We start from the raw sequence: 23562 nt of genomic DNA, 5'->3' as shown, positions 1-23562 counted from the left end.
ATCCAGGATCTCGACAGGCTCGATCACTGTGGGCACCGGTGGTCGAGCTTGTCGAGACCCCAGGCCCCCTACAGAACCAGCTCGACCACCGCGCGATCACCCGTCGGCCGTGCCACAACCTCGAACCCCGCGCCGAGAAACAACGACACCGTCCCGTGGTACAGCTCCGCAGCCGGCGCCTTCACCCGCTCGGCCGTGTCCACCGGATAACCCTCTATCACCCGCGCGCCGAGCCGGCGCGCCTGCTCGACCGCGCCGGCCAACAGGTCCGCCGCGATCCCGTGCCGGCGAAAACCGACCCTCACGACGAAGCAGGTGACCGCCCAGACCGACGCGTCGTCGGCATCCTGCCGGCTGCCCTCGGTGACCACCTTCGCCCGCCGCAGCCGCGGATAGTTCGGCCGGGGCTCGACCGCGCACCAGCCCACGGGCTCGTCGCCCTGATACGCGATCACGCCGGGCGCCGGGTCGTGGGCGCGCACCTGGTCCTGCAACAGCTGCTCGCACTGCGCCGGTTCCGCGGTCTCCCACGCCTTGTTGGGAAGCTTGAAGAACTGGCACCAGCACCGGTGCGGGTCGCCGCGGTTGCCGAACACCGTGCGCACGTCGTCCCAGGGCACCGTCTCGACGGATGCGATGGTGATCTCAGGGTTCGGCGTCACGCGTTCAAATTACCGCGTCAGGGCGTCGCACGGGGGTTTTGGGTCGAACTCGCCGCCGCCATTTTTCGGTGTCTCAGCGCGCGGTCGTCGGCTCCAGTTCGGGCTCGGCCGCGGCCTCGCCCAAGGCGGTGGCTTCGTCGTCGGTCCCGGCCATGCCGGTCGTCTCGACCGCGTCGTCGGCGTCGATCTCGTCGGCGTCGAGATCCTCACCGGACAGGTCGAGTTCATCGTCGAAGGAGTCCTCGGCCGGCTCCGCGTCGGCCACGCCTGCAGCGATCCCGGCGGGGTGGGTCTTCACGTGCGCGGCCAGCGCCAGCAGGAGCCCCAGCACGCCGGCCCCCATCAGCGTGGTGCCCAGGGTGCTCCCGGACTGCGCCGTGAAGTAGGTCGCATAATCCTGCGAGCCTGAACTGGCGAATTGAGCCTGGGCGGCATTCGAGGACGTCATCACCAGGTAGCCCACCGCGGTGACGACGAACCCGGCCAGCCACAGGAGCGCGAGGGGCACGTTGATTTTCGCCAGGACGTCAGAATTATTGCGAGACATGGTTTCCTTCGTTGGGGGAGCGGCCGAGACCAGCCTCGCGTCACGCTACGGGCGCGTTCTATGGATTTCCTATGCGTGGTCAGGGGATTGGCCCGGAAGCGCTCGGCCGGGATGCGTTTTCGCGCGCTCAGCGGCATCCTGTACCTGCGATTCCGCCCTGCTACTTTCGGTTTGAGCCGTCTGAGTCGCGATTGTGGGGCGCCAGCGGTGCGCGGGCACCCACCGAAGGCGGTAAGCTATCGGAGTTGTCTCCTGCTGGTTTTGTTCCTTGAAATCGTCTGTGGGAGCGGCGGGCTGTGGCGCAGCTTGGTAGCGCACTTGACTGGGGGTCAAGGGGTCGCAGGTTCAAATCCTGTCAGCCCGACCAAAGGGGCCGTTCGCGAAACTCTTCACGAAACGGTCCGGTCGAAACAAAAAGAAATCGCTCCTGAGGCTTCTCAGGAGTGATTTCTGGTTTATGGGGTTCTCGCGTCCGGCTTCGGTCGCGATTCTTGAGTTGTGGTTGTCTTCTCGGCTGCTGAGCGTGTTTTCAGCCGTTTCCGCGCTCGTCGGATTGTCTCGAATGCTGGGTGCCTTGCCCTCTCGGGCAGTATTGGTTCCTGAGCCGGACCGACCCATCGTTCTTGAGAGAGCGTTGGCCCGCTCTACACATGTCATGGGACAAAACGACTGGACAGCACTCGCAAAACCCGGCGGTGACGCCATCGAGGATTTCATCGCAGCGTGCCTCTGCCAGCGATTCTCGACGCTTCGGGCCGAGGCGAGCGAGGCATCGACGTCTGGGTACGCGGATCAGCTTTCCGTAGGCGCATCACTTCGACACTCTTGTCGGCAGGCTCTCGACCGGATCCTACGTGGCGCTGATGAACCGCGAGGTCTGCGGCACAGGGCAGAAGATGAGAGAGCGAACCTTGTCCCTTGTGGCACGAGACGTGTCTGGTTATCGGTCGTGGCCCCGCTACCGCTCGCGGCTCTGCCTCTTCATCATCTCGCGCTCGTCGGGAGTCGGAATCGGCGGCGACGGAACTACAGCGGGCCACCAGTGCTCAACCGGGCGCACCGGCGCCCGTTCATCGCCATGCCATCGTTTCGGCGTCCAGAACTGAATTAGCTCGCTGGTGGCGTCAGCCGGGTTCTTGTGGATCTGAGACGCGCCGGGCGGCGCCGGGGGAGGCAAGTAGATCTTCGTGGCGAGCTTGTCGCTTGGGCGCGAGAACGCATAATGGCGGGCGCTGCCAGCGATCACAGCGTTGAGCTCCAACGTCTCCGCTGTCGTCAACTCGATCGGTCCGGGTGCCGGCAAATCGCGGCGGAACATTGCGAGGACATGGTGCGGGTCGAGTGGGAAGACATAGATCGGCGCGCCCCACAGTGCTCCGATTTCGGGATGAACCCCCATGTCCTCGGCGAGCTCAATGACCGGTTCGTCGCACGTGATGAGCGCGCGGGTCGTCTCGTAGATTGCGAAGTTTCGGTTTCCGATGAAGATCGCAGCGTGACCGCCTGAGATGCTCGACATTCGCAGGTCCTCCATGCGGCTAAGCGGGAACTTCATAGGGTCAGCGATCATGTCGGGGAGTTGGTTGCGCATATCGCGCACGGCCTGCGGAGTCGGTTCACGGCCCAGTTTGACCAGAAACTGACGGAGCGCTCCGTCGTGGCCGTCGGCGCTCAGGTGGGCGAGTCCATGAGTTGCGACAGAACGACGCCCGATCCGTGCGGCATGGGTACGGGTGATCTGCATCCCCAAGAAGTGGCAGAGATCGGAGTGTTGTTGTGCTGACATCGAGTTGATGCCGTCCTCGAGGATCTGTGCGATCACCCCGGCAGCCTTCCCCTCGATCTCAGATAGCCACGCCTCATAGACCACGGGGGACTGGTCGCCCGCCTCATGATCCTCCGACCGGTAGAAGTCATTCACGCGCGCGGCCTTGCTCGGGGACAGCTCGAAGGTGCGGCGATCGTTGACCATGTCTGTAACACGGATGCGATCATTCACCGCCCACCGCTCGAGGTAAAATCTTGGCACCAGGTGATGCCCCTTGGGCTCCTGGCCAGCGGCCGTCATCGCTTCGGCGGCCAGCTCGTACGGCTGCTTCTGAGGGGCAGGTCGGGCACGCTTCCGCTTCGTCACGGCGCAACTCTAAAGCACCGGCCGTCCGTAACGAATCCGCACGCGTCATAACTAAAGGTAGAAATTGCCGCATTAAGTTATAGAATTGGGGCATGGCACCTCACTTGACAGCGGACGCTGGTATCGACCTGCTCACGTCATTCGGCCTGAATGTGGCCATCGACAGTGCGAGCGACCTCGTCGTCAACGGCGTCCCCGTCGAGTTGAAGGTGTGCGCCCGCACCCCTTCACCGTCCGACGTGATGAGGATGCTCGATCGGGCTCGTCAGCGCGGGGTGCGGAATGAGAGCACGAACAGACGACTGCTGATCGTGATGCCGAGCGTTCCGACGTCGATTCGCACGCTCGCCGAGGCCACGCCAGACCTCGCCGTCGCCGGCGTCAACGACAGCATTCTGATCTGGGGCAGGAAGACGCAGTTCCTCGGCCTCGTCGACGACATCGAGGACGTGGGCCGGCCGAGGGGTCGACCATCGTGGGGTCGCCATGCGCTGATGCGGGTGCTTCTGTTTTCCGATGAGCCGCGCACGCAGGTGGAACTTGCGGCGCAGATAGGCACCTCGCAGGCGGCGGTCTCCAAGGCTCTCAAAGACTGGATGGGCACCGTCGAGAAGGCCAACGGCCGTTGGCGCGCCGTCGAGCCAGAGAGGCTCTGGGACCGCTTCCTGGACACCTACCCGGGCCCCGGTGGCATCACAGAGTCCTGGTACAGCCTTGACCCGATCATCAAGCAGGCCGAGGACGCCCAGGCCACCAGTCCGGACGTGCTGCTCTCAGGGGACGCGGCCGCCGACACGATCGCGCCGTGGCGGGTGCCCAGGAAGGCCCTCGTCTACGCGAAGAAGGGGCTGCCGCTGGCCCGCGCCAAGTTCGCCGAGGCGGCGCGAGATGAAGCCAGCCTCGAAGTCGTCATCCCCGCCGATCCGACCATCTGGGCGACTGCCGCAGCTTGGTCAGCGCATCCACGTACGGTGGATCCGGTGCTCGCGGCGTGGGACGTCCGGCGAACCGGTGGCCCGGACGCGGGCGAAGCGATCGATCGCCTGGCCAGGCGAGTGCTTCAGAGGGCCCTGAGATGACAACGACCCAGGTGGTTGCAGAGACCGTGTCGACCTCTGACGCTGACGACGCTGCATTCCAGGCGCTCGAGGATGTGGCCGCGATCGCCCTTGATCTCGACGACATCCTCGTCATCGGCGGGCAGATGGCATCCCTCCTATTGACAGCGTTCCCGGCGACCGGGTCACTCGCCCGGCGCACCGGTGACGCGGATGCCGCGATGACGACCGCCATCGCGGCATCCGGGACCGTGCATGACAGACTCATCGCGGCGGGGTACGAGGCGGTGAGCGGCAACCACTACGAGCGAGGAGCAGGTGGAGAGGTCGCTGTGGACCTGCTCGTGCCAGCCGACAGCAGCACCTTCGGGCGTGCTGAGCACGGCGGCCGTGCGTTCGACGCCGTCCCGGGCCTTCGGCTCGCGCTCAGCGGTCACCGGATACTCGTCGACGTCCGCGTGACCTTCCGCGACGGATCGACACGGCAATTCACCGTTCCTGTTCCGAGTGTCGAGACTGCGATCATCCTGAAGGCGTACGCGACACGCTCACGCCTGGAAGCGAAAGACATCACCGACCTCTACAACTTCTTCCTCATCGTCAACCAGCACGACGCGAACACCATCGGCGGATGGAAACTCAGCGAAGCGACCATGTCCGGTTCCCGCTCTGACGCCGCTCGCATCCTCCACGAGCTCACCGAGACCATCAAGAGAAGCGCCCCGATCCGCGACGCGGGCGTGCCCGGCACGCTTTTCGTTGCGCTTATCCGTCGGCACGTGACGGATCCTCGTTGAAGGAAAGTGAACGCTTGACCTACGAGCATTTCCCCACCATTTTCCCATCGAAATCAATCATGAAAGTCCGGATACGGCCGCGTACACTCGAAAGCAGTGAACCGCCCGGTTCCGTGTAATCACAAGGGAATCCGAGGGTTTTCCGAGACACTCGGTGAAGTTCAAGTTAAGGCCTGAACTTTCAAGGGGTCGCAGGTTCAAATCCTGTCAGCCCGACCTTTGTCACCCATTCTGAGACATACCGCAACGAGCGATGCGGAGTCGCGGCACAAAAAATCCCTTCCATAGACTGAGTCAGGACAATCGGCTCTATTCTCGAATCGACACCCGAATCGCCGCGGAAAGGTCTTCTATGCCCAGCACTGGCGCGGTCCACAACTCCTCAGACACGCGCGGGGCAGAGGCGTCGAGTGGCGGCACGGCGGCATCCGCTGTCACTGAACCTGACCTGCTGCTGCAGCGGGAGGGCCAGCTGGCCCGCATCATTCTGAACCGGCCCAAGGCGCTCAACGCGCTGACCCACCCGATGATCTGCGAGATCGCTGCGGCCCTGACCGAGTGGGCCGACGACCCCACCGTGCACACCGTGCTACTCACCGGCAGCGGCGACCGCGCCCTGTGTGCCGGCGGCGACATCGTGTCGATCTACCGCGACGCCCGCACCGATCCCGATGAGAACGCGCAGTTCTGGGCCGATGAGTACACGATGAACGCCCAGATCAAAAGGTATCCCAAACCGTTTGTGGCTCTGATGGATCGCATCGTGCTCGGCGGGGGAGTCGGCCTCAGCGGGCACGCCTCGCACCGGGTCGTGACCGAACGCACGAAGCTGGGCATGCCCGAGACGACGATCGGTTTCGTGCCCGACGTCGGCGGAACCTGGCTCTATTCCCGCGCTCCTGGCGACCTGGGCACCCACCTCGCCCTGACCGCTGCGACCATGACCGGCGCCGATGCCATCGCGCTCGGCCTCGCCGACAGCTTCGTCAACTCGACGCGGCTTGATTCTCTGGTGGACACTTTGAAGCGGATACCCGCTGCCGCAGCCATCGCCGAGCACGCCGCGTCGACCGTGCCACCGGCCTCGCTGTTGGCCGAACGCGCCTGGATCGACGAATGCTACGCCGGCAACGACCTGCCCACGATCATCGCCCGGTTGCAGCAGTCGCCTGTTGCGTCAGCGCGCGATGCAGCGACCGCAATTCTGGCCAAGTCGCCGACCGCCGTCTCGGTCACCCTCGCTTCACTGCGCCGGGCCCGCGACCTCGGCAGCCTCGAAGACGTGCTGGAGCAGGAGTACCGGGTGTCGCTGCGCATGGTGGCCGGCCCCGATGTGGTCGAGGGCATTCGTGCTCAGGTCATCGACAAAGACCGCACTCCGGTCTGGCAACCCCGAACCATTGAGGCGGTGACGGACGGGGACGTGCAGGCGCACTTCGCGTCGTTGGGGGAGCGTGAGCTGCGCTTGCCACGTGCAGCCCGGCGTTCGCGCTAGTCATAGCCCCAGGGAATCCGGCCTGGAATGATAGCTCCTGCTCCATAGGTAGACATGTGGAGGGGGAGGAAGGATTGCCTCTCGGCGGAGGAAAACGACGTTAGGCCTCCCCGGTAATCCGGGGCGACGGTCTCGGTGTATTTCGGCTTCGTGATGGGGCAGATCATGGAGACCGACGTCTGCGAGGGCACGATCGCATCTGCCGCGGTCATGACGCCCACGGATAATGGAGTGCAGCTCAATGTTTCGAGCCGTTCAGATTGTTACCCTGCGGGTCTCTCGCCTTGAAGAAGATGAGGACCGGTAGATGCGATATCGCACACTCGGCAACAGCGGCGCAGTCGTTTCGACCTACGCACTGGGCACCATGACCTTTGGGGCGGAAGCCGATGAGGAGATGGCCAACGCGCTCCTGGACACGTATGTGGGCGCCGGCGGCACCCTCGTCGACACTGCGGATGTCTACAGTTCCGGAACCTCGGAGGAGATGATCGGGTCGTGGTTGGCCTCTCACCCGACCGAAAGGAAGCAGATCGTTCTCGCCACCAAGGGCCGGTTCGCCATGGGAGACGGCCCAAACGATCGGGGTACCAGTCGTCGGCACTTGCACCGGGCCCTCGACGATTCACTGCGTCGGCTGGGAACGGAGCACATCGACCTGTATCAACTGCACGCCTGGGACCCGTTGACGCCGTTGGAGGAGACGCTGCGCTTTCTCGACGACGCCATCCGCAGCGGAAAGATCAGCTACTACGGCTTCTCCAACTTTCTCGGTTGGCAGCTGACCAAAGCCGTGCACGTGGCGAAGGCTTTGGGCTTCACGGCGCCGGTCACACTCCAGCCGCAGTACAACCTGCTCGTTCGCGAGATCGAATCTGAGATCGTGCCGGCGGCGCTCGATGCGGGTCTGGGACTTCTGCCCTGGTCGCCGCTCGGCGGCGGGTGGCTATCGGGCAAGTACCAGCGCGACACCGATCCCATCGGTGCGACGCGGCTGGGCGAAGACCCCGCACGTGGAATGGAGGCGTGGGCCCCGCGTAATAAGAAGGAACGCACCTGGCGGATCATCGATGCCGTCGCCGAGGTCGCGACCGAGTTCGGTGCCACGAGCGCACAGGTGTCTTTGGCCTGGCTCGAGGCGCAACCGGGGGTGACCTCGGTGATCCTCGGAGCGCGAAGTGTCGAACAGCTCACCGAGAACCTGTCCGCGGCCCACGTGCAGCTGAGTGCTGATCAGCTGGACCGGCTGGGAGCCCTGAGCTCTCCGGTCGTCTCCGACTATCCGTATGGGGAGGCCGCGGTCGCGCAACGCTCCCGCGGTCGCCTTCCAGACTGAATCGAGTCCGACGCCTCAGCAAACGCTGCTGCTATTGGTCGCTTGCTGCCTGGTCGGGGTGGGACGTGGCGGGTTGCTTTGTCCACGCCGGTGGAGTGTCCGTGCCGGCGCTCTCGTCCTCGGCGGCGGCGTCGGCCGTTGTGTGGATATTACCGGCGGCGTGATGGACCGGCGCGTAGATCACATAGAGGTTCATGGGACCGTCACCGGTGTTGGTGACGTTGTGCCAGGTGCCCGCGGGGACAAGGATGCACCAGCCGTCAGACACATCCTGCTCGAAAACGAGCTTGTCCTTGTCGGGCCCCATTTGAGCCTTCCCGGTGCCGGCGTCGAGGCGCAGGAACTGGTCGGTGTCGGGGTGCATTTCCAGACCGATGGATTCTCCGGCCGGGATGCACATCAGGGTGACCTGTAAATACAGGCCGGTCCAGGCGACGGTTCGATAGTTGGTGTTCTCGATGGTGGCGGTCTCCAGATCGAAGGAGTCCGGGTGGGGGCCGATGTCACTGCGAGTCATGTTGGATGATCCTTTTTCTCGGGTCTTTCATCGTTGTTTTGGCCAGGTGTATCTGAATCCTGTTGCTCCGCGACGTGCCGGTTCCGCCCCGGCCGCACCCCGGGTTCTTCCGCGGGAGACCGCCCGGAAGGACGCCGCGGCGCGGATGAAATCCTCGAGGCGTGGGCTCGCCTCCAGTCTCCTTGAATTGGCCGTGATTGGCTACCGTGCAGAACCTCGCCTGGTGATGACCGAAAGCCCGCGGTCGGGCCTCGCACGATATCGAGGAAAAGACCGCGGGCTGCGGAGGAAATAGAGCTCCAGAGTCACGGACCATGCGCGCCCTGTTGGCTTTCGCAATCAGCCCACCAAACCAAATGTCCCGGAATCTCAAGGGTTTCCGGGATTTTTTTGGTAAATGAATTGACTACCCCATCACAAACCCATCTTTTACTCCTCTCCGGAGCCGGTGAGACGGCCTTTCCATCCGAGGCGGCGGCGTCGTTTTCGGTCCGCTCCGATCGTCCGGGATCGTGGCGCACACCTTCTGAGTATGAGCATCCACGACGACTACCCACCCTCCTCTCCCACCCCCGCCACCGACGCGTGGGGTCTGGAACCCCTGATGGACATCAACGAGTTGGCGTCCTACTTGGGCATACCGATGTCCACGGTCTACGACTGGCGTGTGCACGGCAAATGCCCCACGGCCTACCGGTTCGGCAAACATCTGAAGTTCGCCATCTCCGATGTGCGGGCCTGGATTGCCGAGCAGCGTGAGCCGTCCAGCCCGCCCCGGCGCACCGATCGCCGGTGAGCTGAGATGTCGCGGCCACGGTTGACGATCAGCACCTTCGGCGACATCACCACGCGGGTGACGCCGTCCGGCCGGTTCGAGGCTCGGACCGTCAAGTTACGGCCTCAACCTTCAGTCGGTCGCTGGTTCAAATGAAGCACGTGCATGGCGAGGGTACAGGCCAATTGGACGTTGGACGTCTCCATCCTGTTCCGCTTCGAAAAACCCCATGTAGAGCGGTGAGACACCAAACGTGACGAGACGACTTTCCGAGACGCTCGGCAGGGGCACCGAGCTCAGTACAACTAGGTGCGGCTCAGCGCTTCCTCGTCGGCCGCAACATTCTTCTGCACGGCGAACTGGGTCCGGTGCAATTCCTCGTACCGCCCACCCACAGCCAGCAGTTCCTCGTGCGTACCGCGCTCCACGATCGAGCCGTCCTCAACCACGAGGATCAGGTCCGCGCTGCGGATGGTGGAGAGGCGGTGTGCGATGACCATTGCCGTCCGTCCCTTGAGCGCCTCGCTGAGCGCCGCTTGCACGGCGGCCTCAGACGTCGAGTCCAGTGCCGCCGTCGCCTCGTCGAGGATGACGACGCGCGGCTGGGCGAGTAGGAGCCTTGCGATGGTCATCCGCTGGCGCTCGCCCCCGGACAGCCGGTAGCCACGCTCTCCCACCATGGTGTCCAGCTGGTCCGGCAGGGACCGGATGAGCGGCTCGAGCCGCGCGCGGCGGACGGCGTCCCACACCTCGTCGTCGGATGCCTCCGGCCTCGCGAGGCGCAGATTGGAGAGGATGGTCTCGTGGAACAGGTGGCCGTCCTGCGTCACCATGCCCAGGGTGTTTCGCAGGGAGGCGAAAGTGACATCGCGGACATCCGTCCCTGCGAGGCGCACGGCGCCGCTGTCGACGTCATACAGGCGCGAGAGGAGCTGCGCAATTGTGGACTTGCCGGCACCGGACGTACCAACGAGGGCAACGGTCTGCCCCGGCTCGATCCTGAAGGACACGCCGTGCAGCACCTCCTCGCCGCCGCGGGTATCCAGCGTGGCAACCTCCTCGAGAGAGGCGAGGGACACTTTGTCCGCGGACGGGTAGGCGAAGCGGACGTTGTCGAACTCGACGGCCACTGGGCCTTCGGGGACGGCGGCGGCGTTGGGCTTCTCCTTGATGAGCGGGTCGAGGTCCAGCACCTCGAAGACGCGCTCGAAGCTGACCACCGCGCTCATGATCTCGACCCGTGCGTTTGCGAGGCTGGTGAGCGGCGCGTAGAGGCGGGTGAGGAGGAGTGCCAGGGTGACCACGTCACCGGTGTTCAGCTGGCCGGCGAGTGCGAGGGAGCCGCCGAGCCCGTACACGAGCGCGAGGGCGAGAGCGGAGCCGAGCATCAGTGCGGTGAAGAAGACGAACTGGAGCATCGCGGTCCGGACCCCGATGTCGCGGACGCGGGCGGCGCGGACGCGGAACTCCTCGGCCTCCTCGTCGGGCCGGCCGAATAGCTTGACGAGGGTGGCGCCGGGCGCTGAGAAGCGCTCGGTCATCTGCGTGCTCATGGCGGAATTGTGATCGGCCGCCTCGCGGCGCAGCGCGGCGAGGCGGCTGCCCATGCGGCGCGCGGGTACCAGGAAGATGGGGAGCATGATCATGGCGAGAACTGTCACGAGCCAGGACGTGCTGAGCATGACGATCAGGGTGAGGGTCAGCGCCACGAGGTTCGTGACCACGCCGGACAGCGTGCCGCTGAAGGCCTGCTGGGCGCCGATCACATCGTTGTTGAGGCGGCTCACGAGGGCGCCCGTCCGCGTGCGGGTGAAGAACGCGATCGGCATCTTTTGCACGTGGTTGAAGACGGAGGTGCGGAGGTCCAGGATCACGCCTTCGCCGATCCGCGCCGAGTACCAGCGCGTCACGAGTGACACGGCGGCGTCGGCCACGGCCACGAGGGCGATGACGACGGCGAGCCAAACGATCGTGGTGACCTCGCCCCGGGCGACGATCACGTCGACCACCTGGCCGGCGAGTACCGGCGTCGCGACCGCGAGGAAAGCTCCCACGATGGAGAGGGTGATGAAGATCAGCAGCTTGGACCGGTAGGGCACCGCGAACGTCGTGATCCGCCGCACGGACTCACGGGAGAAGCCGTGCTTGCCGTCCCTGGCGGTAGAGATCTTGTGCAGCGAGCTCCAGGCCGCGCCTTCCATGCTCATTGACGTTCCTTCCGTGGGCAGAAGGCCCAGCTTAGATGGCGAGTCGCCCGAGCTTTGCGACGCGGCTGCCGAGGTGACGCTCGGTGCGCCGATCAGCGTCACGGACCGCGTCGGTCCGCGGTCATTCCACGACTGTGCGCCGGCTCCGAGGTAGAAGCCAAGACGGTTGCCCTAACGTGCCCCGCGCACCGCGTAGCGGTGCATCGTCACTCCTTGGTCGAACGAATCCTGTTCCAAGAGGTCGAGCTCGAGAGGCTGGTCGAGAGTGTCGAAGAGCGGCCGGCCGGCTCCGAGCACGACAGGGTGTGTGAACAGCCAGAGCTCGTCGAGCAGGTGAGCCCGCATCAGCTGGGTCGCGAGGTTCGCGCCACCGATGCCGATTTCTCCGTCCGTCTCCTGTCGCAGCACGGCGAGTTGTTCGATCGCGTTGTCGCCGCCGATGATGCGCGTGTTGTGTTCGGCCATGGTGCGCGTGCGCGAGACGAGCACCTTGGGCATGTCCGTCCAGATCTCGCCGTACTCGCGCAGGAAGCCCGGAAGGGATTCGTCCGTGCGAGCGTTCGGCCAGAACGGATCCATCAACTCGTAGACTTTGCGGCCCTGAACTATCATCGTCAGCGCCCGCGCCCGAGCGTTGAATTCGCGATGCAGCGGCTCGCCCAGGCGGATCCAACTGGGCCCCCCGATGTCACCGTGCTCACCCACCTCGCGCTCGATGAAGAGATCAAGCGAGACATTCATCCAGTAAACGAACCGGCCGGCCATGACCACTCCCTTCGCCGAGCCACGATTGTGGGGAACTCCTACACGCTAGGTTTTTGAATTAGCGCTGGGCGGGCTCGGCACCACCCTACAACTCGCCCCCGGCTCCACGGCGACCGCCCTTGTTGGTCCGCGAATCGGACCTCGACGGACGCGGATTCAGCGCCAAGTCGCGTAGATTCCGAAGTCTCGGGGGAGTCGCGTTTGGGAACCCTCAATGGCGTGCTTCGGCCTCGCTAGGCGCTCAGGAGCGACTGGATCTGGTTGAGCTCTCCCGCGTGAGCAGCAGATTGCACGTCAAGGTCGTATCGGGTCTGGAGGTTCATCCAAAATCGATCCGTTGTGCCGAGTGCTCGTGCCAGCCGAAGGGCGGTGTCCGGGCTGATACCTCGTTTGCCGTGAACGATCTCGTTGATGCGGCGCGGGGGCACGGCGATCGCCTGGGCAAGACGGTATTGGCTGATGCCCAGCGGAGTGAGGAATTCTTCGAGAAGAATCTCGCCGGGGTGAATGGGCTCGTGTGCGGCAGTCACAATATCTCCTCAGTGATAGTCGGTGATTTCGACATTTATTGGCCCAGCGGGTGTCCACGTGAAGCAGATGCGCCATTGGTCGTTGACTCGGATGCTGTGTTGGCCTTTTCGGTTGCCCTGCAGCTGTTCGAGACGGTTGCCCGGTGGAACGCGCAGGTCATTGATGGTTTCAGCGGCGTCGAGTATCAGTAGCTTTCGATTCGCGATTCGCTGCAAGTCGGGGCCAAACTTGCGCACATGGACCCGCTGCCAGACGCGCTCAGTGTCTTTTTCCGCGAACGTCTGGATCACACCATTAGCATAACGCGCAGCGTTATTATCGTCAAGCGTTATTAGTTACATGCAGGGCACGTGGACGCCACGAGTTTCACATCGACTTGCGTGTCTCGGTACTGCCTGATTGTTGTCTGTGTCACCTGGTCTGCTCCTCTCGTTGGAACCACGGCAAATCGCCGACGGCGGGCAGTTGAGATCATCTCACCGGCACGAATGCTGGCGAAGGGACAAAAGTCCTGCCCGGGAAGATGCCGGGCGCAACCCATCGGCGCCACTCACACATTTAGGCGCCGGTCCGGACTCGCCCCCGGCACCAGCAGGCGACCCTCCACGGAGTCCTCGCCCGCGTGCGCGACCTCGGCGCCGCCCTCCTTTCGGTCACGATCGGACGAGGCGCACGCCGGTCGCGAGCAGCCAGACGAGCCAGGCGGCGAATCCTAGGAGCCCGACGAAGATCAGTGCCGAGCCGTCGGCGATCGCGAGGCTGCCGAGCCCCGCGGCGAGCAGCAGGCTCCCGCCCACCAGGCCCAGCAGGCGCTGCCAAGCCGGAGTCAACCCGCTCGCGTGCGTGGCGAGAGCCACGCCGAAGGAGGTGGTGCCGATCAGCGGCAGCGCCAGCGCGAACGCCGCCGCGTGAATCTGCCAGACGAGCTCGAAAGCGGGCGTCGGCTCGGCGAGCCCGCCAGCGGAGAGCGCGAGCCCGATCTGCGTGACGTTGAACAGCACGAAGATGGCCGCCAGCGTCGCGCCAGCGGCCAAGGCGACGCGCGACCAGCCGGCGCCCGCTCCGCCGCGCCGCCCCACGAGGCCGTGCAGGCCCGTCACGAACACCAGCAGCAGCGGTAGGTACAGGGCCACCAGACCAGAAATGATCGCGACCGCGTCGCGGTTGGTCGCGTAGTAGGCCAGCACTTCCTCGATCGGATCGCCATAGCCCGGAGCGCCCGTTACCGCAAACAACACGTTCTCTATCACCACCAACACTGCGAACCCGATCGAGGCGGCACCGACGAGCCGGCCTCGAGCGAACGCACTGCGTGCTGGCGTGCTGGCGGTGTTCTTCGGTGATCTCATCTCTTACTCCTTAGTTGCGGTCGGATGCCCGGCGGGTTGTCGAGGGGGTTCATGATGTGAGCGCGCCACGCCTCGCACGACCGCGCCTCCGCCGGCTGGTCCGTCGCAGGATGAGCAACTCCGCCACGGCGCTGTTGATCACGAAGCCCGCGGCGACCAGCCATGCCTCGCCGAATGCGTTGACCTCACCGACATTGAGCGTCCACAGTGTGACGACGAGTGCTTGGGTTCCGCCGGAGATAGCGATCGCGTAGGCGCGCGTCATCCATGCTCCGTGCGCGGCGAAGTCGCGACGCGTGATCGTGATCACCGCGAGCACAAGAAACACTGTCATCGGTACAGCGAAGACGAGGCGAATCATCGCGAGTGCGAACTCATCAGGGGGCCCACCGAAGAAGACTGCGAGCCAGATGCTGGACAGTGTCGCGATGAATCCAGCGGGGATCAGTGCACGGCCGGCGGTACGGTGCCAACCGCGCCGAATTCGCAGTGCTGGAGAGAACTGGAATGCGCCGAGAATGCAGAACACGCTCATGGCCACGATGTGCGCAACGATCGCCACCGATGTGGCCAACAGAATTTCGCTCTCGGGCCCAGCGACCCCGTCCCGCAGGCGAAGCACACCGCCGAGCACGGGAAGGGCGCTGAGGATCAAGAGGCCGGTTATGGCAAGCCATCCGCTCCTCGGCCGCTGCCGCTCGCCCTTCTGCTGAGCAATAGGGCGGGTGGCGGTCATCTCTTGGTCGATCGAGAAGCTCTTGTCGAGGGGGTTCATGGTGCCTCTCCTGGGGTGTCGAGGGAGCGCATAGCGCGCCCGTCGCGGATGAAGAGCTGGCGGTCGCATCGCGCCGTCTCCCGGGCAGGCACCGAGAGGGCGACACCAGCCAACGCGTCGAACCGGGCGGTGCCCTTGCCGTAGGACTCGCGGATATCGTGGGCCACGAGCATGGGCGTTCTCAACGTTGTGGCGGTGGTGTTCACTGGTCCTACTCCTTGGTGTTGTTCAGGCTGGTGACGGTGATGGTGACCTTTCCCCTGGCGTGCTCCTCCACGAAGTAGCGGATCGCCTCAGGCGTCTCAGCGAGCGGGTAGCTGCGGTCGACTGGCGGCGTGATGGTGCCGGCGTCGATGAGCTCCCGAAGAACTTCGAGGTCGGCCCCGCTCGCGGCTGCGGAGAGAGGTCGAAGGTTCTGGGTCACGAACATGCCCAGAAGCATCGCTGCAAGCATCCGTCGGATCGGACCGAGCACTCGCCCCCCGTTGCCCGACGCCAGCACAAGAGTTCCGCGACGAGTGAGGGCCCGCCTGCACTCGGCTATCGATCGGTTGCCGGCGAGGTCGAAGATGACGTCGTAGCGAGCCTCGCCCGTCGTGAAGTTCTCAGTCGTGTAGTCGATGACGTGGTCTGCGCCCAACGACCGCACGAACTCGAGATTTGCGGTGCTGCAGACCCCAGTCACTTCGGCCCCGAACGCCTTGGCCAGCTGCACGGCGAAGGAGCCGACTCCGCCGGACGCCCCGTTGATGAGCACCTTGTCGCCCGGCTTGATCTTCGCGACATCCCGCACCCCCTGCAGCGCCGTCGTTGCGGCGATCGGCACGGCAGCCGCCTCGCCGAAGCTGATTCGCAAAGGTTTGTGAGCGAGGCGCTTCGCGTGGGCGACGGTGTACTCGGCGAAGCTGCCGGCATCCACCTCGGCATACACCTCATCGCCCACGCTGAAACGGCGCACGTTGTCGCCCACAGCCTCGATCACGCCGGCCACATCCCTGCCTCGCGCCCGGACCTTGGGCCGCCGCAGGCCGAACGCCAACCTCGCAACGAAGGGTTCACCCTGCATGAGCAGCCAATCGGCCGCGTTGACGGATGCTCCCAGAACCCGGATGAGGACTTCGTCCTTAGCCGCTACGGGCCGGGCAACAGTCTCGTATTCGAGAGTGTCGAGTCCGCCGTAGCGGTATTGGGTTATCGCCTTCACCGTTCTCAGCGCCCCTCGGGGTCAAGTCCGTTGACCGGCTCTGTCGAGGCTGGCTGCCAAGATCGCCGGTGATGCGGTGTGGCGTGGCCAGGTCCAGGCGGAGCGCAGGATGAAGGCCAGGATCAGCACCTCGACTCCGATGGTGAGGCCGTAGTAGAAGGCCCAGTCCCAGGACGCCCCTGCCGCGTTGAACACCATGACGGGGATGTACAGCGCTGCAACGACGAGGTTCGTTGCGCGATTCACACGGGCGGGCAGCGTCATGGAGAGCATCACCATCAGGGCCGGGATCGCGATGATCGCGAAGAAAATGGACATCAATGTCCCGCTGATGTCGAACTCGAAGATGACGCCACCCCGGATTTCGTCGATTTCGCCAGGCTGGTAGAGGTGGAAGTAGTCAATGTAGATGACGAGGAACATGAGGCTGGTCCAGGCTGCCGCAAGCTTGGCCTGCACGGGCCTGCGCAGATCTTCCAGCGTGCTCTGGGACGGCGGATTCTCTAGTGCGGTGTGGAATTGAGGCGTTCTCATCACAATGCTCCTTGGCTTGATTCGTTAGATCGGGACTTACGGGTGTAAGAACCGGTCCCCAGCGTAGCCTTACGAGCGTAAGTGCGCAAGGATGGGAGAATGACGTCGCGCACACCGCTGAGCAGGGAGCGGATCATCACCGCCGCCGCTACCGTCGCTGACGATGCGGGTGTTGCCGCCGTGAGCATGCGCAGTGTCGCGAAGGTGCTCGGCGTTGAGGCGATGTCGCTCTACCATCACGTGCCAGGCAAGGAGGCGCTGCTCGACGACCTCGCCGACTGGGTGTTCGAGAGGATCGAGCTGCCCGAGGTCGGCGATACCTGGCGGGAGGCGCTGACCGCCCGGGCACGATCGGCACGATCGGTGCTCACGGCTCATCCGTGGGCGCTGGGGATGATGGAATCGCGCCCAACCCCCGGCCCGGCGCTGCTGCAGCACCACGACCGGCTACTTGGCGTGCTGATGACCGACGGCTTCAGCGCCGCGCTCGCGACACACGCGTTCTCCGCCATCGACGCCTACGTGTACGGGTTCGCGCTGACCGAGACGAGCCTGCCATTCGAACCGGGGGACGGCGCCGAGGAGGCGTTCGCCGTCAAGGTCGCGGCGCCGGCGGAGCTGTATCCTCACATTGCTTTGTCGCGCGCCGAGCTGTTCGGCGATGGCGGTTACGCGTTCGCGGACGAGTTCGACTACGGGTTGGAGCTGCTGCTGGAGGGCTTGGAGCGTCGGGTCGCCGACGCGAGCCCCGCGCTGCCCGAGCGTTCTAATCGAGGCACCCGGCGAAAGCCGTAAAGACCCTACGAACGTCGCGGCTCCTATCCCAACTGCCGCGAGCTCGCCCGGATGCAGTTGGTGCTGAACGACGAAGCTGCGATCCTTGATCCGCCAGAGGCCTTGGCCGAGGCTCGACAGGCGTGCCCGCAAACGGCGAGATGCGCGAAATTGAAAACCGTTCAGTCGTTTAGGTGCTGGATTGCGAAGTCGGCTTCCACTGGCGTGAACTGTTCCACATACTCGCTGGTGAGCTGCTCGCGAATCAACTCTGGTGACATGGCCATGTTCTCCTGGTAGGACTTCGCTTTGGCGAGGGCGTTGGCGTTCCAGTCGGCCTGCACGTTGTCCACCCCGTACTGTGCGGCCTCCGGCGAGAATCGTTCCCCGTACTCCGAGGTGAGTTGACCGTAGAGTCCCACCTTGCTCATGTGCATGTTCTGCGAGTAGCTCGTGGCCTTGATCGACGCGGAGGTGAACTCGGCAGGGACGGCTGGGGCCGGAGGCTCGGGGGCTTGCGTTTCCTCAGCTGGAATCGGCTCCGCAATGGGCTCCGTGGTCTCCACCGGTTTCGGTTCCGTCGTCGCAGCCGGCTCGTCTGAGGGGACCGGCGCCACCGCGGCGGGCTGCGTTCACAGCTTCCCGAGGCTCGAGGCTTTTCACCACGCAGCCTGAAATACATGCGAGCACTTGCCGAGTGCTGGCCGCGGGAGGAATTTGTTCACCAGATCGAGACGCGATTGCACGAGCGATCGGCGCGCGCCGTCACGAACTTCGCGGCAACGCTGCCACCCGGGGATTCGGATCTCGCGCAGCAGCTGACCAAAGATCCCTACGTTTTCGACTTTCTCGCCCTCACCGATCGGCGCAGTGAGCGCGAGCTCGAGACCCAGCTGGTCACCCATGTGCAGAAGTTTCTGCTGGAACTCGGGCAGGGTTTCGCGTTCGTCGGCGAGCAGGTGCGGCTCGAGATCGGCAACGACGAGTTCTTCGCGGACCTGCTCTTCTACCACCTGACCCTGCGCTGCTATGTGGTGATCGAGTTGAAGGCCACGGCGTTCGACCCCGGGTTCCTCGGCCGGCTTGGGATGTACATGGCCGCCGTCGATGACCTGCTCGCCGTGCCGGGGGACAAGCCCACCATCGGCCTGCTGCTCTGCAAGACGAAGAACAATGTCGTCGCGGAGTATGCGCTCCGCGACTACTCGGCGCCGATCGGCGTCGCGGAGTGGAAGAGCGCCATCACGAACTCGCTTCCTTAGGAATTCGCCTCCAGCCTGCCGTCGATCGAAACCCTTGAAGCAGAACTTGGTGCAGAACTTGGCGCCGACACCACCAGCAGCCGAACGGATGACCGATAACCACCACAACTCCGCTGGGATTCTCCGAAGCGCAATGGGAGAACGTCGCGCTTGACCTGCTGGCCGGGCCCCTCGACTGGCAGCCGAAGTCGGGCGACCAGATCGTGCCGGGCAGTGGGCAGCGGGACAGCTGGGATGAGCTGAAACTCAAGGTCGATGGGCTCCGAGGCGGGGATGGCCCAGACGGCGTCGATCGTGATCCCGGCTGCCGCCATCAGCGCGGTGACGGAATCGAGAAGACCGCGGGGGAGACGAAACGTCGATTCGTCGTGTTCGAAGCAATATGGGGCACGCACACGATCGCCGAGATGCTCGATGCCGGAGGGTCGATCTGCTCTCCGACGCGGAATTGTGGTCTTGTCGCACGCCGCACGGCCACATAGTCTGTGGATGTCTGCTGCGATGGAGGAGCGAAATGCGCAATCAGTTGAAGTTCTTCGCGACGACGATAGCCGTCTCCGGTCTGACCTTGGTCGGCCTAGTACCTTCGCTCCCCGCCTCAGCGGGCGCGCGGGCGAATACGGTCGACATTCAGGTTCTGAACGTGTCCGATTTCCATGGTCAGCTCGATCCGCTCAGCGTCAACAACGTGAACGTCGGAGGGGCAGCCGCGCTGAGCACCTACTGGCAGCGTGACCGGGCGGAGAATCCGAACACCCTCCTGTTGACAGGTGGGGACGCGGTGGGAGCGAGCCCGCCCCTTTCGTCGTTCTTCGATGACATCCCGACCATCGACTTCATGAACTACGCGGGCTTCGATGCGGATACTTTCGGCAATCACAACTTCGACAAGGGCCTCGCGCACTTGCAGGAGCAGATCGATCTCGCCGAGTTCAGCTATGTGTCATCGAACCTCGCCAACCTCGATGACAACCTCACCGGGGTGGCGCCGTTCGTCATCGAGAAGGTCGGCGGCGTCAAGGTGGCCGTCATCGGCGTCACCAATCCCGAGGCTCCGACGCTGGTCGCTCCGGGCGCGCTGGGCACCATCGAGATCACCGACCCCGCGGCGGCCGCGAACGCCGCCCGCGCTGAAGCCGAAAAGCTCGGCGCGAAGGTGATCATCGCCATCGGTCACCTCGGCATCGAGGGCACCGACGCGGGCGGTGAGCCCACCGGCCCGCTGACCGAGTTCGCGCAGGACGTGCACGGCTTCGACCTCATCCTGGGCGACCACACCAACGTGCAGTACAGGAACACGATCAACGGCGCACTGGTGCTCGAGAACCTCAGCAAGGGCGCGACGTACGCCAAGACGACGCTGCACTACGACCGTCGCCACGGCGGAAGCGTGACGGCGAGCTCGGAGTTCGTCGTCCCGGTGACCAGCGCGGTGCAGCCCGACCCGAGGGTCGTCGAGTTGCTGGCGCCGTACCGCGCGGAGCTCGCCGCGCAGCTCGACGGGGTCATCGGGGTCGCCACCGGCATCTTTCCGCGCGGCGGCAACATCGAGCGGATCCGTGAGGTCGCCCTCGGAGACCTCACCGCCGACGCGCTGCGCGCCGCCTACGAAACGCAGATCGCGTTCACCAATGGTGGTGGTCTGCGCTCCCCGCTGCCCTCGTCCTACCTGCCACAGGACACGACCCTCCGGCGACCGACTCCAGGCTACGCGGCAGGCCCGCCGTACGACCTCGTCATCGGCGATGTCTACTCGGTGCTGCCGTTCGGCAATCAGTCGCTGACCCGGACGGTCACCGGGGCACAGCTTTGGGCGGTTCTCGAGCGGAGTGTCGGCCAGGCACCGAACGCGTTCGGCGGATTCCTCCAGATCTCCGGATTCCGCTTCACGTACGACTCGACGCAACCGGCCGGTTCGCGGGTGACATCGGTGACGCTCGACGACGGCAGGGTGGTCGCGGAGGACGCTACGACGTACACCGCGACGACGAACGACTTCACCAACGCCGGTGGTGACGGGTACGTCGAGTTGGCCGATGGTCAGGGCGTGACCCGCAATCTGATGGCGAATGACCTGCTCGCCTACATTACCGCCCAGGGCGCGATCACTCCGACGACTGACGGACGCATCGATGACGTGGCCCGCCCAGGCGCCTGACGGAGTTCAGCTCACCACTACTCAGGGCCGTCCAGGCGGCGCAACAATCGGGCGAGCGTCGCCTGCTACTGCCGGGTGAGGCCGCGGAGCTCCGCGGGCTCCCGTTTTGCGAGTCGTCGCATGGCGTCGTCCACACTCGTCGCGCCGTCGAAGGTGAGTCGGGAGAGGACGCAGAGTAAGCCCCCCCGCACCGGCTGTGCTGTCGCTGGACGAGCATCCCTTCGCCCGCTCGCGCAGGGTGGGTGCGGCGCGTTCGTTCGATCAGTGCCCGTCGGTGAGCGGGGCGGCGTCCTGAGTCGGTTCTTCCAGGAGTACGACGTGCGACCGGGTGAACCCTTCCACGTGACGTTTGGATCATGGATGACTCTTCTGCATCATGAGAGGCTCAGACGAGATGATGCCCGCGGGCTTTCCCGCGGCCAAATTCTGAGCCTGCCCGCGAATGTAACCAGGCGTATGCGAGCGGATGGAAGCATCAGCGTCGAGCTGACGAGTGGCTTCCACGAGCCGTTCGAGTAGCTCTTCGACGATCGCCCTCGATGAGCTCTCCGGCAGTCCCCACTCCTCAGCCTCGGCCACGAGGTCGTCCACCGTGATGTCAGGCTGGCAGTGGACACCGTTCACCTTCATCGCCATAGTCCGGTCTACGTCGTAGCGGAGGGCGAGTGGCGTCACGTCGTAGAGAGGGGCAAGCCTGGTCCCACCGTTCGCGTCATGCAGGAAACTGAAGTTCTTGGCGTGCGCGTCGGTATTGCCAGCCGCCACATTGAAGGTGGTGTAGCGCAGCAGCATCTCAGCGTCGGGCCGGTATGGCGCGAACACAGTCCGCTGGGTGTCGAGGAGTTCCGCAAGGGAGCGGAGGGAGGAGCGGCTGTCGTCGCGCTCGAACTTCGCGTCCCCGCCCCAGGACAGCCCCAGCGCCTGCGCTCCGTCCTCTTGATGGATGCGGGCGATGGAACTTCCGTCTCGCTCGCGGTCATAGCGCTCGATGACGAGCACGGTATGGCGCCCAATCTTCTCCACCCAGGAATCAAATCCCAGCAAACCGACTTCTCGCGCCAGGCCCAAGGTGTAGTTCTCGTTTTCCACGGCCGTTCGATAGTCCTCGACGACAGGTTTGAGAATATGCGTGGAGGGAATCGTTCCGTTGCCGCGCAGCCATGTGCCGTCCGCACCGCGAGTGAGTGTCAGCTTTCGCTGGAAGCCAGGCAGGGCCGAACCGCCGCCACCGACCAGGAACCCCGAGGCGTTTGCCAGGAGGGCATCAACCTCGTCACCGGTCAGGTTCTCCGACTCGGTCGCCTCATGGGCGCTGCCGACGCGGAGGGCACCGGCCAGGTCCGCGCCGACCTTCTCGAGGATCCCGAGGAGGTCGTTACTTGCTACCTTCACTTCCCGTGCCAAGTTCACGAGGTTCTGGCCCTCAGGAAGAAGCGCACCAAAGAATGATTCGGTCCGAGCAACATTGCTGAAGCCAACCCGAAGGGATCGACTGAGAACAGGAGAGTTGAATCCCCACCGTTCCTCGGCGTCATCGGACCAGCGAAACAACGTCCCACCTCCGCCGGTCCTGGCGAGTTCACCGATGTGGATGCCGTAGAGGGTGACGGGCAGGTCGCGGTCACTCATTGGCGACATCTGCCGTCAACTGAATTCCAAGCTGCCCCAGCAGGTTGAAGTACCGAGCATCAGCGCGCTTAGGTTTCCCAGCCTCGAGTTCGTAGATGTAACGCTGTGAGGTTTTTAGGCGTTCGGCGAGCTGGTATTGAGTCAGCCCATGTTTGGTACGCACTCGGCGCACGAGGTTGCCCAGGTCTTCGGGCGTTTCAATAATCGCGCGCACGTTCACTCCCTTGGATTGGCCAACCTCGGCTGAAACTACCGATCGGTAGTCTACCAGGTGCGCACTACCGATCGGTAGTCTCAAGTCCGCAGACTACCTCAAGGTATTCTCACCGTGCCTAACTCCATATCGGTAATTCGCCCCAGCAGAACCCTGTGCGGGCGAGCCAAGCAGGCGCTCGACGTGTCGCTTAAAGTGGCTCCCATGGTCATCATTTACTCATCCAATTCATCTCTATTTGACCCAAAACGATGACCTACAATTAGAGGCAGTGAACCGCCCGGTTCCCCGTAAACACAAGGGAATCCGAGGGTTTTCGGACACAGTCGGCAACGACTGAACTAGGGCCAGAACCTTCAAGGGGTCGCAGGTTCAAATCCTGTCAGCCCGACCATGTGATGTCGCAAGACATCGGAATAGCTCGAACCCACGGATCGTGGGTTCGAGCCATTTTTTTGTGCCGGGAACGAGGAGAACCCCGCCAAAGGGCAGGGTTCTCCTCGTGAGACAGCAGCTAGTCGTTCAGATGCTGGATCGCGTAGTCGGCTTCTTCCAGGGTGAATTTCTCCCCATACTCGCTCGTGAGCTGGTCACGTATTGCCTCGGGGGACATGGACATTTGGCCCTGGTAAGACTTCGCCTTGGCGAGAGCATTCGCGTTCCAGTCAGCTTGAACGTTGTCCACCCCGTACTGGGCGGCCTCAGGAGAGAATCTTTTGGCGCGCCCCGACGAGCTCTGGCACCCGACCGTTTGAGCGCCGGGAGCGCCTCGCCAGGTGAGACGAGGGCGTGACCGGACACGTCCGAGATCGGCAGTGCCAAAGTCAGGGAGTCAGACC

Annotated in this window: 25 protein-coding genes and 1 tRNA gene; 9 read left to right on the top strand and 17 right to left on the bottom strand. The window is 64.3% G+C overall.

Annotation, left to right across the window (positions count from 1 at the left end):
• Positions 1-68: 68 nt before the first annotated feature.
• On the bottom strand, positions 69-662 hold the full coding sequence (locus tag E3O32_RS04985; protein ID WP_241974572.1) for a GNAT family N-acetyltransferase: 594 nt from the start codon (positions 660-662) through the stop codon (positions 69-71).
• Between the two features lie 73 nt (positions 663-735).
• Positions 736-1209: a hypothetical protein gene (locus E3O32_RS04980; protein ID WP_134507412.1), complete on the bottom strand. Its 474-nt coding sequence runs from the start codon at positions 1207-1209 to the stop codon at positions 736-738.
• Between the two features lie 290 nt (positions 1210-1499).
• Between E3O32_RS04980 and E3O32_RS04975 the strand changes: the two genes are divergently transcribed.
• Positions 1500-1576 (top strand) — tRNA-Pro (locus E3O32_RS04975).
• Positions 1577-2167: 591 nt separating this feature from the next.
• Here the strand turns inward: E3O32_RS04975 and E3O32_RS04970 are convergent.
• Complete coding sequence (locus E3O32_RS04970) at positions 2168-3343, bottom strand: DUF4238 domain-containing protein (protein WP_134507411.1); 1176 nt, start codon at positions 3341-3343, stop codon at positions 2168-2170.
• Positions 3344-3435: 92 nt separating this feature from the next.
• On the opposite strand from E3O32_RS04970, the gene E3O32_RS04965 reads away from it, so the two are divergent.
• From E3O32_RS04965 to E3O32_RS04950, 4 genes are all read left to right on the top strand, one after another.
• Complete coding sequence (locus E3O32_RS04965; protein ID WP_134507410.1) at positions 3436-4422, top strand: hypothetical protein; 987 nt, start codon at positions 3436-3438, stop codon at positions 4420-4422.
• Complete coding sequence (locus E3O32_RS04960; protein WP_134507409.1) at positions 4419-5198, top strand: hypothetical protein; 780 nt, start codon at positions 4419-4421, stop codon at positions 5196-5198. Before E3O32_RS04965 ends, E3O32_RS04960 begins: the two co-directional genes overlap by 4 nt.
• A gap of 352 nt (positions 5199-5550) precedes the next feature.
• Positions 5551-6693 (top strand): enoyl-CoA hydratase/isomerase family protein, encoded by a 1143-nt coding sequence (locus tag E3O32_RS04955; RefSeq protein ID WP_134507408.1) that lies wholly within the window; start codon positions 5551-5553, stop codon positions 6691-6693.
• 307 nt (positions 6694-7000) lie between these two features.
• Positions 7001-8029 carry an aldo/keto reductase gene (locus E3O32_RS04950; protein ID WP_134507407.1) on the top strand — a complete coding sequence of 343 codons (1029 nt, stop codon included), beginning with the start codon at positions 7001-7003 and terminating at the stop codon, positions 8027-8029.
• Positions 8030-8060: 31 nt separating this feature from the next.
• On the opposite strand, the gene E3O32_RS04945 is transcribed toward E3O32_RS04950, so the two are convergent.
• A complete protein-coding gene (locus tag E3O32_RS04945) occupies positions 8061-8546 on the bottom strand; it encodes a cupin domain-containing protein (RefSeq protein ID WP_134507406.1) in 486 nt (161 codons plus the stop codon).
• A 532-nt stretch (positions 8547-9078) separates the two neighbouring features.
• Between E3O32_RS04945 and E3O32_RS04940 the strand changes: the two genes are divergently transcribed.
• Positions 9079-9342, top strand: coding sequence for a helix-turn-helix domain-containing protein (locus tag E3O32_RS04940; RefSeq protein WP_241974571.1), 264 nt, complete (start codon positions 9079-9081; stop codon positions 9340-9342).
• Positions 9343-9626: 284 nt separating this feature from the next.
• Here the strand turns inward: E3O32_RS04940 and E3O32_RS04935 are convergent, their stop codons facing one another.
• The 9 genes from E3O32_RS04935 to E3O32_RS04900 all read right to left on the bottom strand — a co-directional run bounded on the left by E3O32_RS04935 (position 9627) and on the right by E3O32_RS04900 (position 16686).
• Positions 9627-11528: an ABC transporter ATP-binding protein gene (locus E3O32_RS04935; protein WP_134507405.1), complete on the bottom strand. Its 1902-nt coding sequence runs from the start codon at positions 11526-11528 to the stop codon at positions 9627-9629.
• Between the two features lie 171 nt (positions 11529-11699).
• Positions 11700-12293 (bottom strand): dihydrofolate reductase family protein, encoded by a 594-nt coding sequence (locus tag E3O32_RS04930; RefSeq protein ID WP_134507404.1) that lies wholly within the window; start codon positions 12291-12293, stop codon positions 11700-11702.
• 233 nt (positions 12294-12526) lie between these two features.
• Positions 12527-12823 carry a HigA family addiction module antitoxin gene (locus E3O32_RS04925; RefSeq protein WP_134507403.1) on the bottom strand — a complete coding sequence of 99 codons (297 nt, stop codon included), beginning with the start codon at positions 12821-12823 and terminating at the stop codon, positions 12527-12529.
• Between the two features lie 9 nt (positions 12824-12832).
• Entirely contained in the window at positions 12833-13114 is a 282-nt protein-coding gene (locus E3O32_RS04920) for a type II toxin-antitoxin system RelE/ParE family toxin (protein WP_134507402.1), read from the bottom strand.
• A 363-nt stretch (positions 13115-13477) separates the two neighbouring features.
• Entirely contained in the window at positions 13478-14173 is a 696-nt protein-coding gene (locus E3O32_RS04915; RefSeq protein ID WP_134507401.1) for a hypothetical protein, read from the bottom strand.
• A 49-nt stretch (positions 14174-14222) separates the two neighbouring features.
• On the bottom strand, positions 14223-14948 hold the full coding sequence (locus E3O32_RS04910; protein ID WP_166790778.1) for a DUF2306 domain-containing protein: 726 nt from the start codon (positions 14946-14948) through the stop codon (positions 14223-14225).
• Entirely contained in the window at positions 14945-15154 is a 210-nt protein-coding gene (locus tag E3O32_RS17195; RefSeq protein ID WP_166790777.1) for a hypothetical protein, read from the bottom strand. Before E3O32_RS17195 ends, E3O32_RS04910 begins: the two co-directional genes overlap by 4 nt.
• Positions 15155-15159: 5 nt before the next feature.
• The gene (locus E3O32_RS04905; RefSeq protein ID WP_134507399.1) at positions 15160-16152 is read right to left on the bottom strand and encodes an NAD(P)-dependent alcohol dehydrogenase; all 993 of its coding nucleotides are present in this window, start codon (positions 16150-16152) and stop codon (positions 15160-15162) included.
• Between the two features lie 21 nt (positions 16153-16173).
• Entirely contained in the window at positions 16174-16686 is a 513-nt protein-coding gene (locus E3O32_RS04900) for a DUF6326 family protein (protein ID WP_166790776.1), read from the bottom strand.
• Positions 16687-16785: 99 nt separating this feature from the next.
• Between E3O32_RS04900 and E3O32_RS04895 the strand changes: the two genes are divergently transcribed.
• Positions 16786-17481, top strand: a complete 696-nt coding sequence (locus E3O32_RS04895; RefSeq protein WP_134507398.1) for a TetR/AcrR family transcriptional regulator C-terminal domain-containing protein — start codon at positions 16786-16788, stop codon at positions 17479-17481.
• Between the two features lie 161 nt (positions 17482-17642).
• On the opposite strand, the gene E3O32_RS17705 is transcribed toward E3O32_RS04895, so the two are convergent.
• Complete coding sequence (locus E3O32_RS17705) at positions 17643-18026, bottom strand: Ltp family lipoprotein (protein WP_255455482.1); 384 nt, start codon at positions 18024-18026, stop codon at positions 17643-17645.
• A 114-nt stretch (positions 18027-18140) separates the two neighbouring features.
• Here E3O32_RS17705 and E3O32_RS04885 point away from each other — a divergent pair, with 114 nt between their 5' ends.
• Both E3O32_RS04885 and E3O32_RS04880 read left to right on the top strand, forming a co-directional pair.
• A complete protein-coding gene (locus tag E3O32_RS04885; RefSeq protein ID WP_134507396.1) occupies positions 18141-18722 on the top strand; it encodes a PDDEXK nuclease domain-containing protein in 582 nt (193 codons plus the stop codon).
• A gap of 643 nt (positions 18723-19365) precedes the next feature.
• On the top strand, positions 19366-20880 hold the full coding sequence (locus E3O32_RS04880; protein ID WP_198417528.1) for a bifunctional metallophosphatase/5'-nucleotidase: 1515 nt from the start codon (positions 19366-19368) through the stop codon (positions 20878-20880).
• 354 nt (positions 20881-21234) lie between these two features.
• Here E3O32_RS04880 and E3O32_RS04875 read toward each other — a convergent pair whose 3' ends face one another.
• The 3 genes from E3O32_RS04875 to E3O32_RS17700 form a co-directional block, all read right to left on the bottom strand.
• Complete coding sequence (locus E3O32_RS04875; protein WP_166790775.1) at positions 21235-22509, bottom strand: type II toxin-antitoxin system HipA family toxin; 1275 nt, start codon at positions 22507-22509, stop codon at positions 21235-21237.
• Complete coding sequence (locus tag E3O32_RS04870) at positions 22502-22723, bottom strand: helix-turn-helix domain-containing protein (protein WP_166790774.1); 222 nt, start codon at positions 22721-22723, stop codon at positions 22502-22504. Before E3O32_RS04870 ends, E3O32_RS04875 begins: the two co-directional genes overlap by 8 nt.
• Positions 22724-23237: 514 nt before the next feature.
• Complete coding sequence (locus tag E3O32_RS17700; RefSeq protein WP_198417527.1) at positions 23238-23408, bottom strand: Ltp family lipoprotein; 171 nt, start codon at positions 23406-23408, stop codon at positions 23238-23240.
• Positions 23409-23562: the final 154 nt, after the last annotated feature.

Source organism: Cryobacterium mannosilyticum (assembly GCF_004402705.1).
Taxonomy (GTDB): domain Bacteria; phylum Actinomycetota; class Actinomycetes; order Actinomycetales; family Microbacteriaceae; genus Cryobacterium; species Cryobacterium mannosilyticum.
Note: the sequence above shows the minus strand (reverse complement) of the source record. Positions and strands in the feature narration are given on the sequence as shown.

Bases quoted from the DNA above. Each gene is read 5' to 3' on its own strand.
- E3O32_RS04980 (WP_134507412.1), bottom strand. From the start codon at position 1,209: ATGTCTCGCAATAATTCTGACGTCCTGGCGAAAATCAACGTGCCCCTC.
- E3O32_RS04965 (WP_134507410.1), top strand. From the start codon at position 3,436: ATGGCACCTCACTTGACAGCGGACGCTGGTATCGACCTGCTCACGTCA.
- E3O32_RS04960 (WP_134507409.1), top strand. From the start codon at position 4,419: ATGACAACGACCCAGGTGGTTGCAGAGACCGTGTCGACCTCTGACGCT.
- E3O32_RS04955 (WP_134507408.1), top strand. From the start codon at position 5,551: ATGCCCAGCACTGGCGCGGTCCACAACTCCTCAGACACGCGCGGGGCA.
- E3O32_RS04950 (WP_134507407.1), top strand. From the start codon at position 7,001: ATGCGATATCGCACACTCGGCAACAGCGGCGCAGTCGTTTCGACCTAC.
- E3O32_RS04945 (WP_134507406.1), bottom strand. From the start codon at position 8,546: ATGACTCGCAGTGACATCGGCCCCCACCCGGACTCCTTCGATCTGGAG.
- E3O32_RS04940 (WP_241974571.1), top strand. From the start codon at position 9,079: ATGAGCATCCACGACGACTACCCACCCTCCTCTCCCACCCCCGCCACC.
- E3O32_RS04935 (WP_134507405.1), bottom strand. From the start codon at position 11,528: ATGAGCATGGAAGGCGCGGCCTGGAGCTCGCTGCACAAGATCTCTACC.
- E3O32_RS04930 (WP_134507404.1), bottom strand. From the start codon at position 12,293: ATGGCCGGCCGGTTCGTTTACTGGATGAATGTCTCGCTTGATCTCTTC.
- E3O32_RS04915 (WP_134507401.1), bottom strand. From the start codon at position 14,173: ATGAGATCACCGAAGAACACCGCCAGCACGCCAGCACGCAGTGCGTTC.
- E3O32_RS04910 (WP_166790778.1), bottom strand. From the start codon at position 14,948: ATGAACCCCCTCGACAAGAGCTTCTCGATCGACCAAGAGATGACCGCC.
- E3O32_RS04900 (WP_166790776.1), bottom strand. From the start codon at position 16,686: ATGAGAACGCCTCAATTCCACACCGCACTAGAGAATCCGCCGTCCCAG.
- E3O32_RS04895 (WP_134507398.1), top strand. From the start codon at position 16,786: ATGACGTCGCGCACACCGCTGAGCAGGGAGCGGATCATCACCGCCGCC.
- E3O32_RS04885 (WP_134507396.1), top strand. From the start codon at position 18,141: ATGCGAGCACTTGCCGAGTGCTGGCCGCGGGAGGAATTTGTTCACCAG.
- E3O32_RS04875 (WP_166790775.1), bottom strand. From the start codon at position 22,509: ATGAGTGACCGCGACCTGCCCGTCACCCTCTACGGCATCCACATCGGT.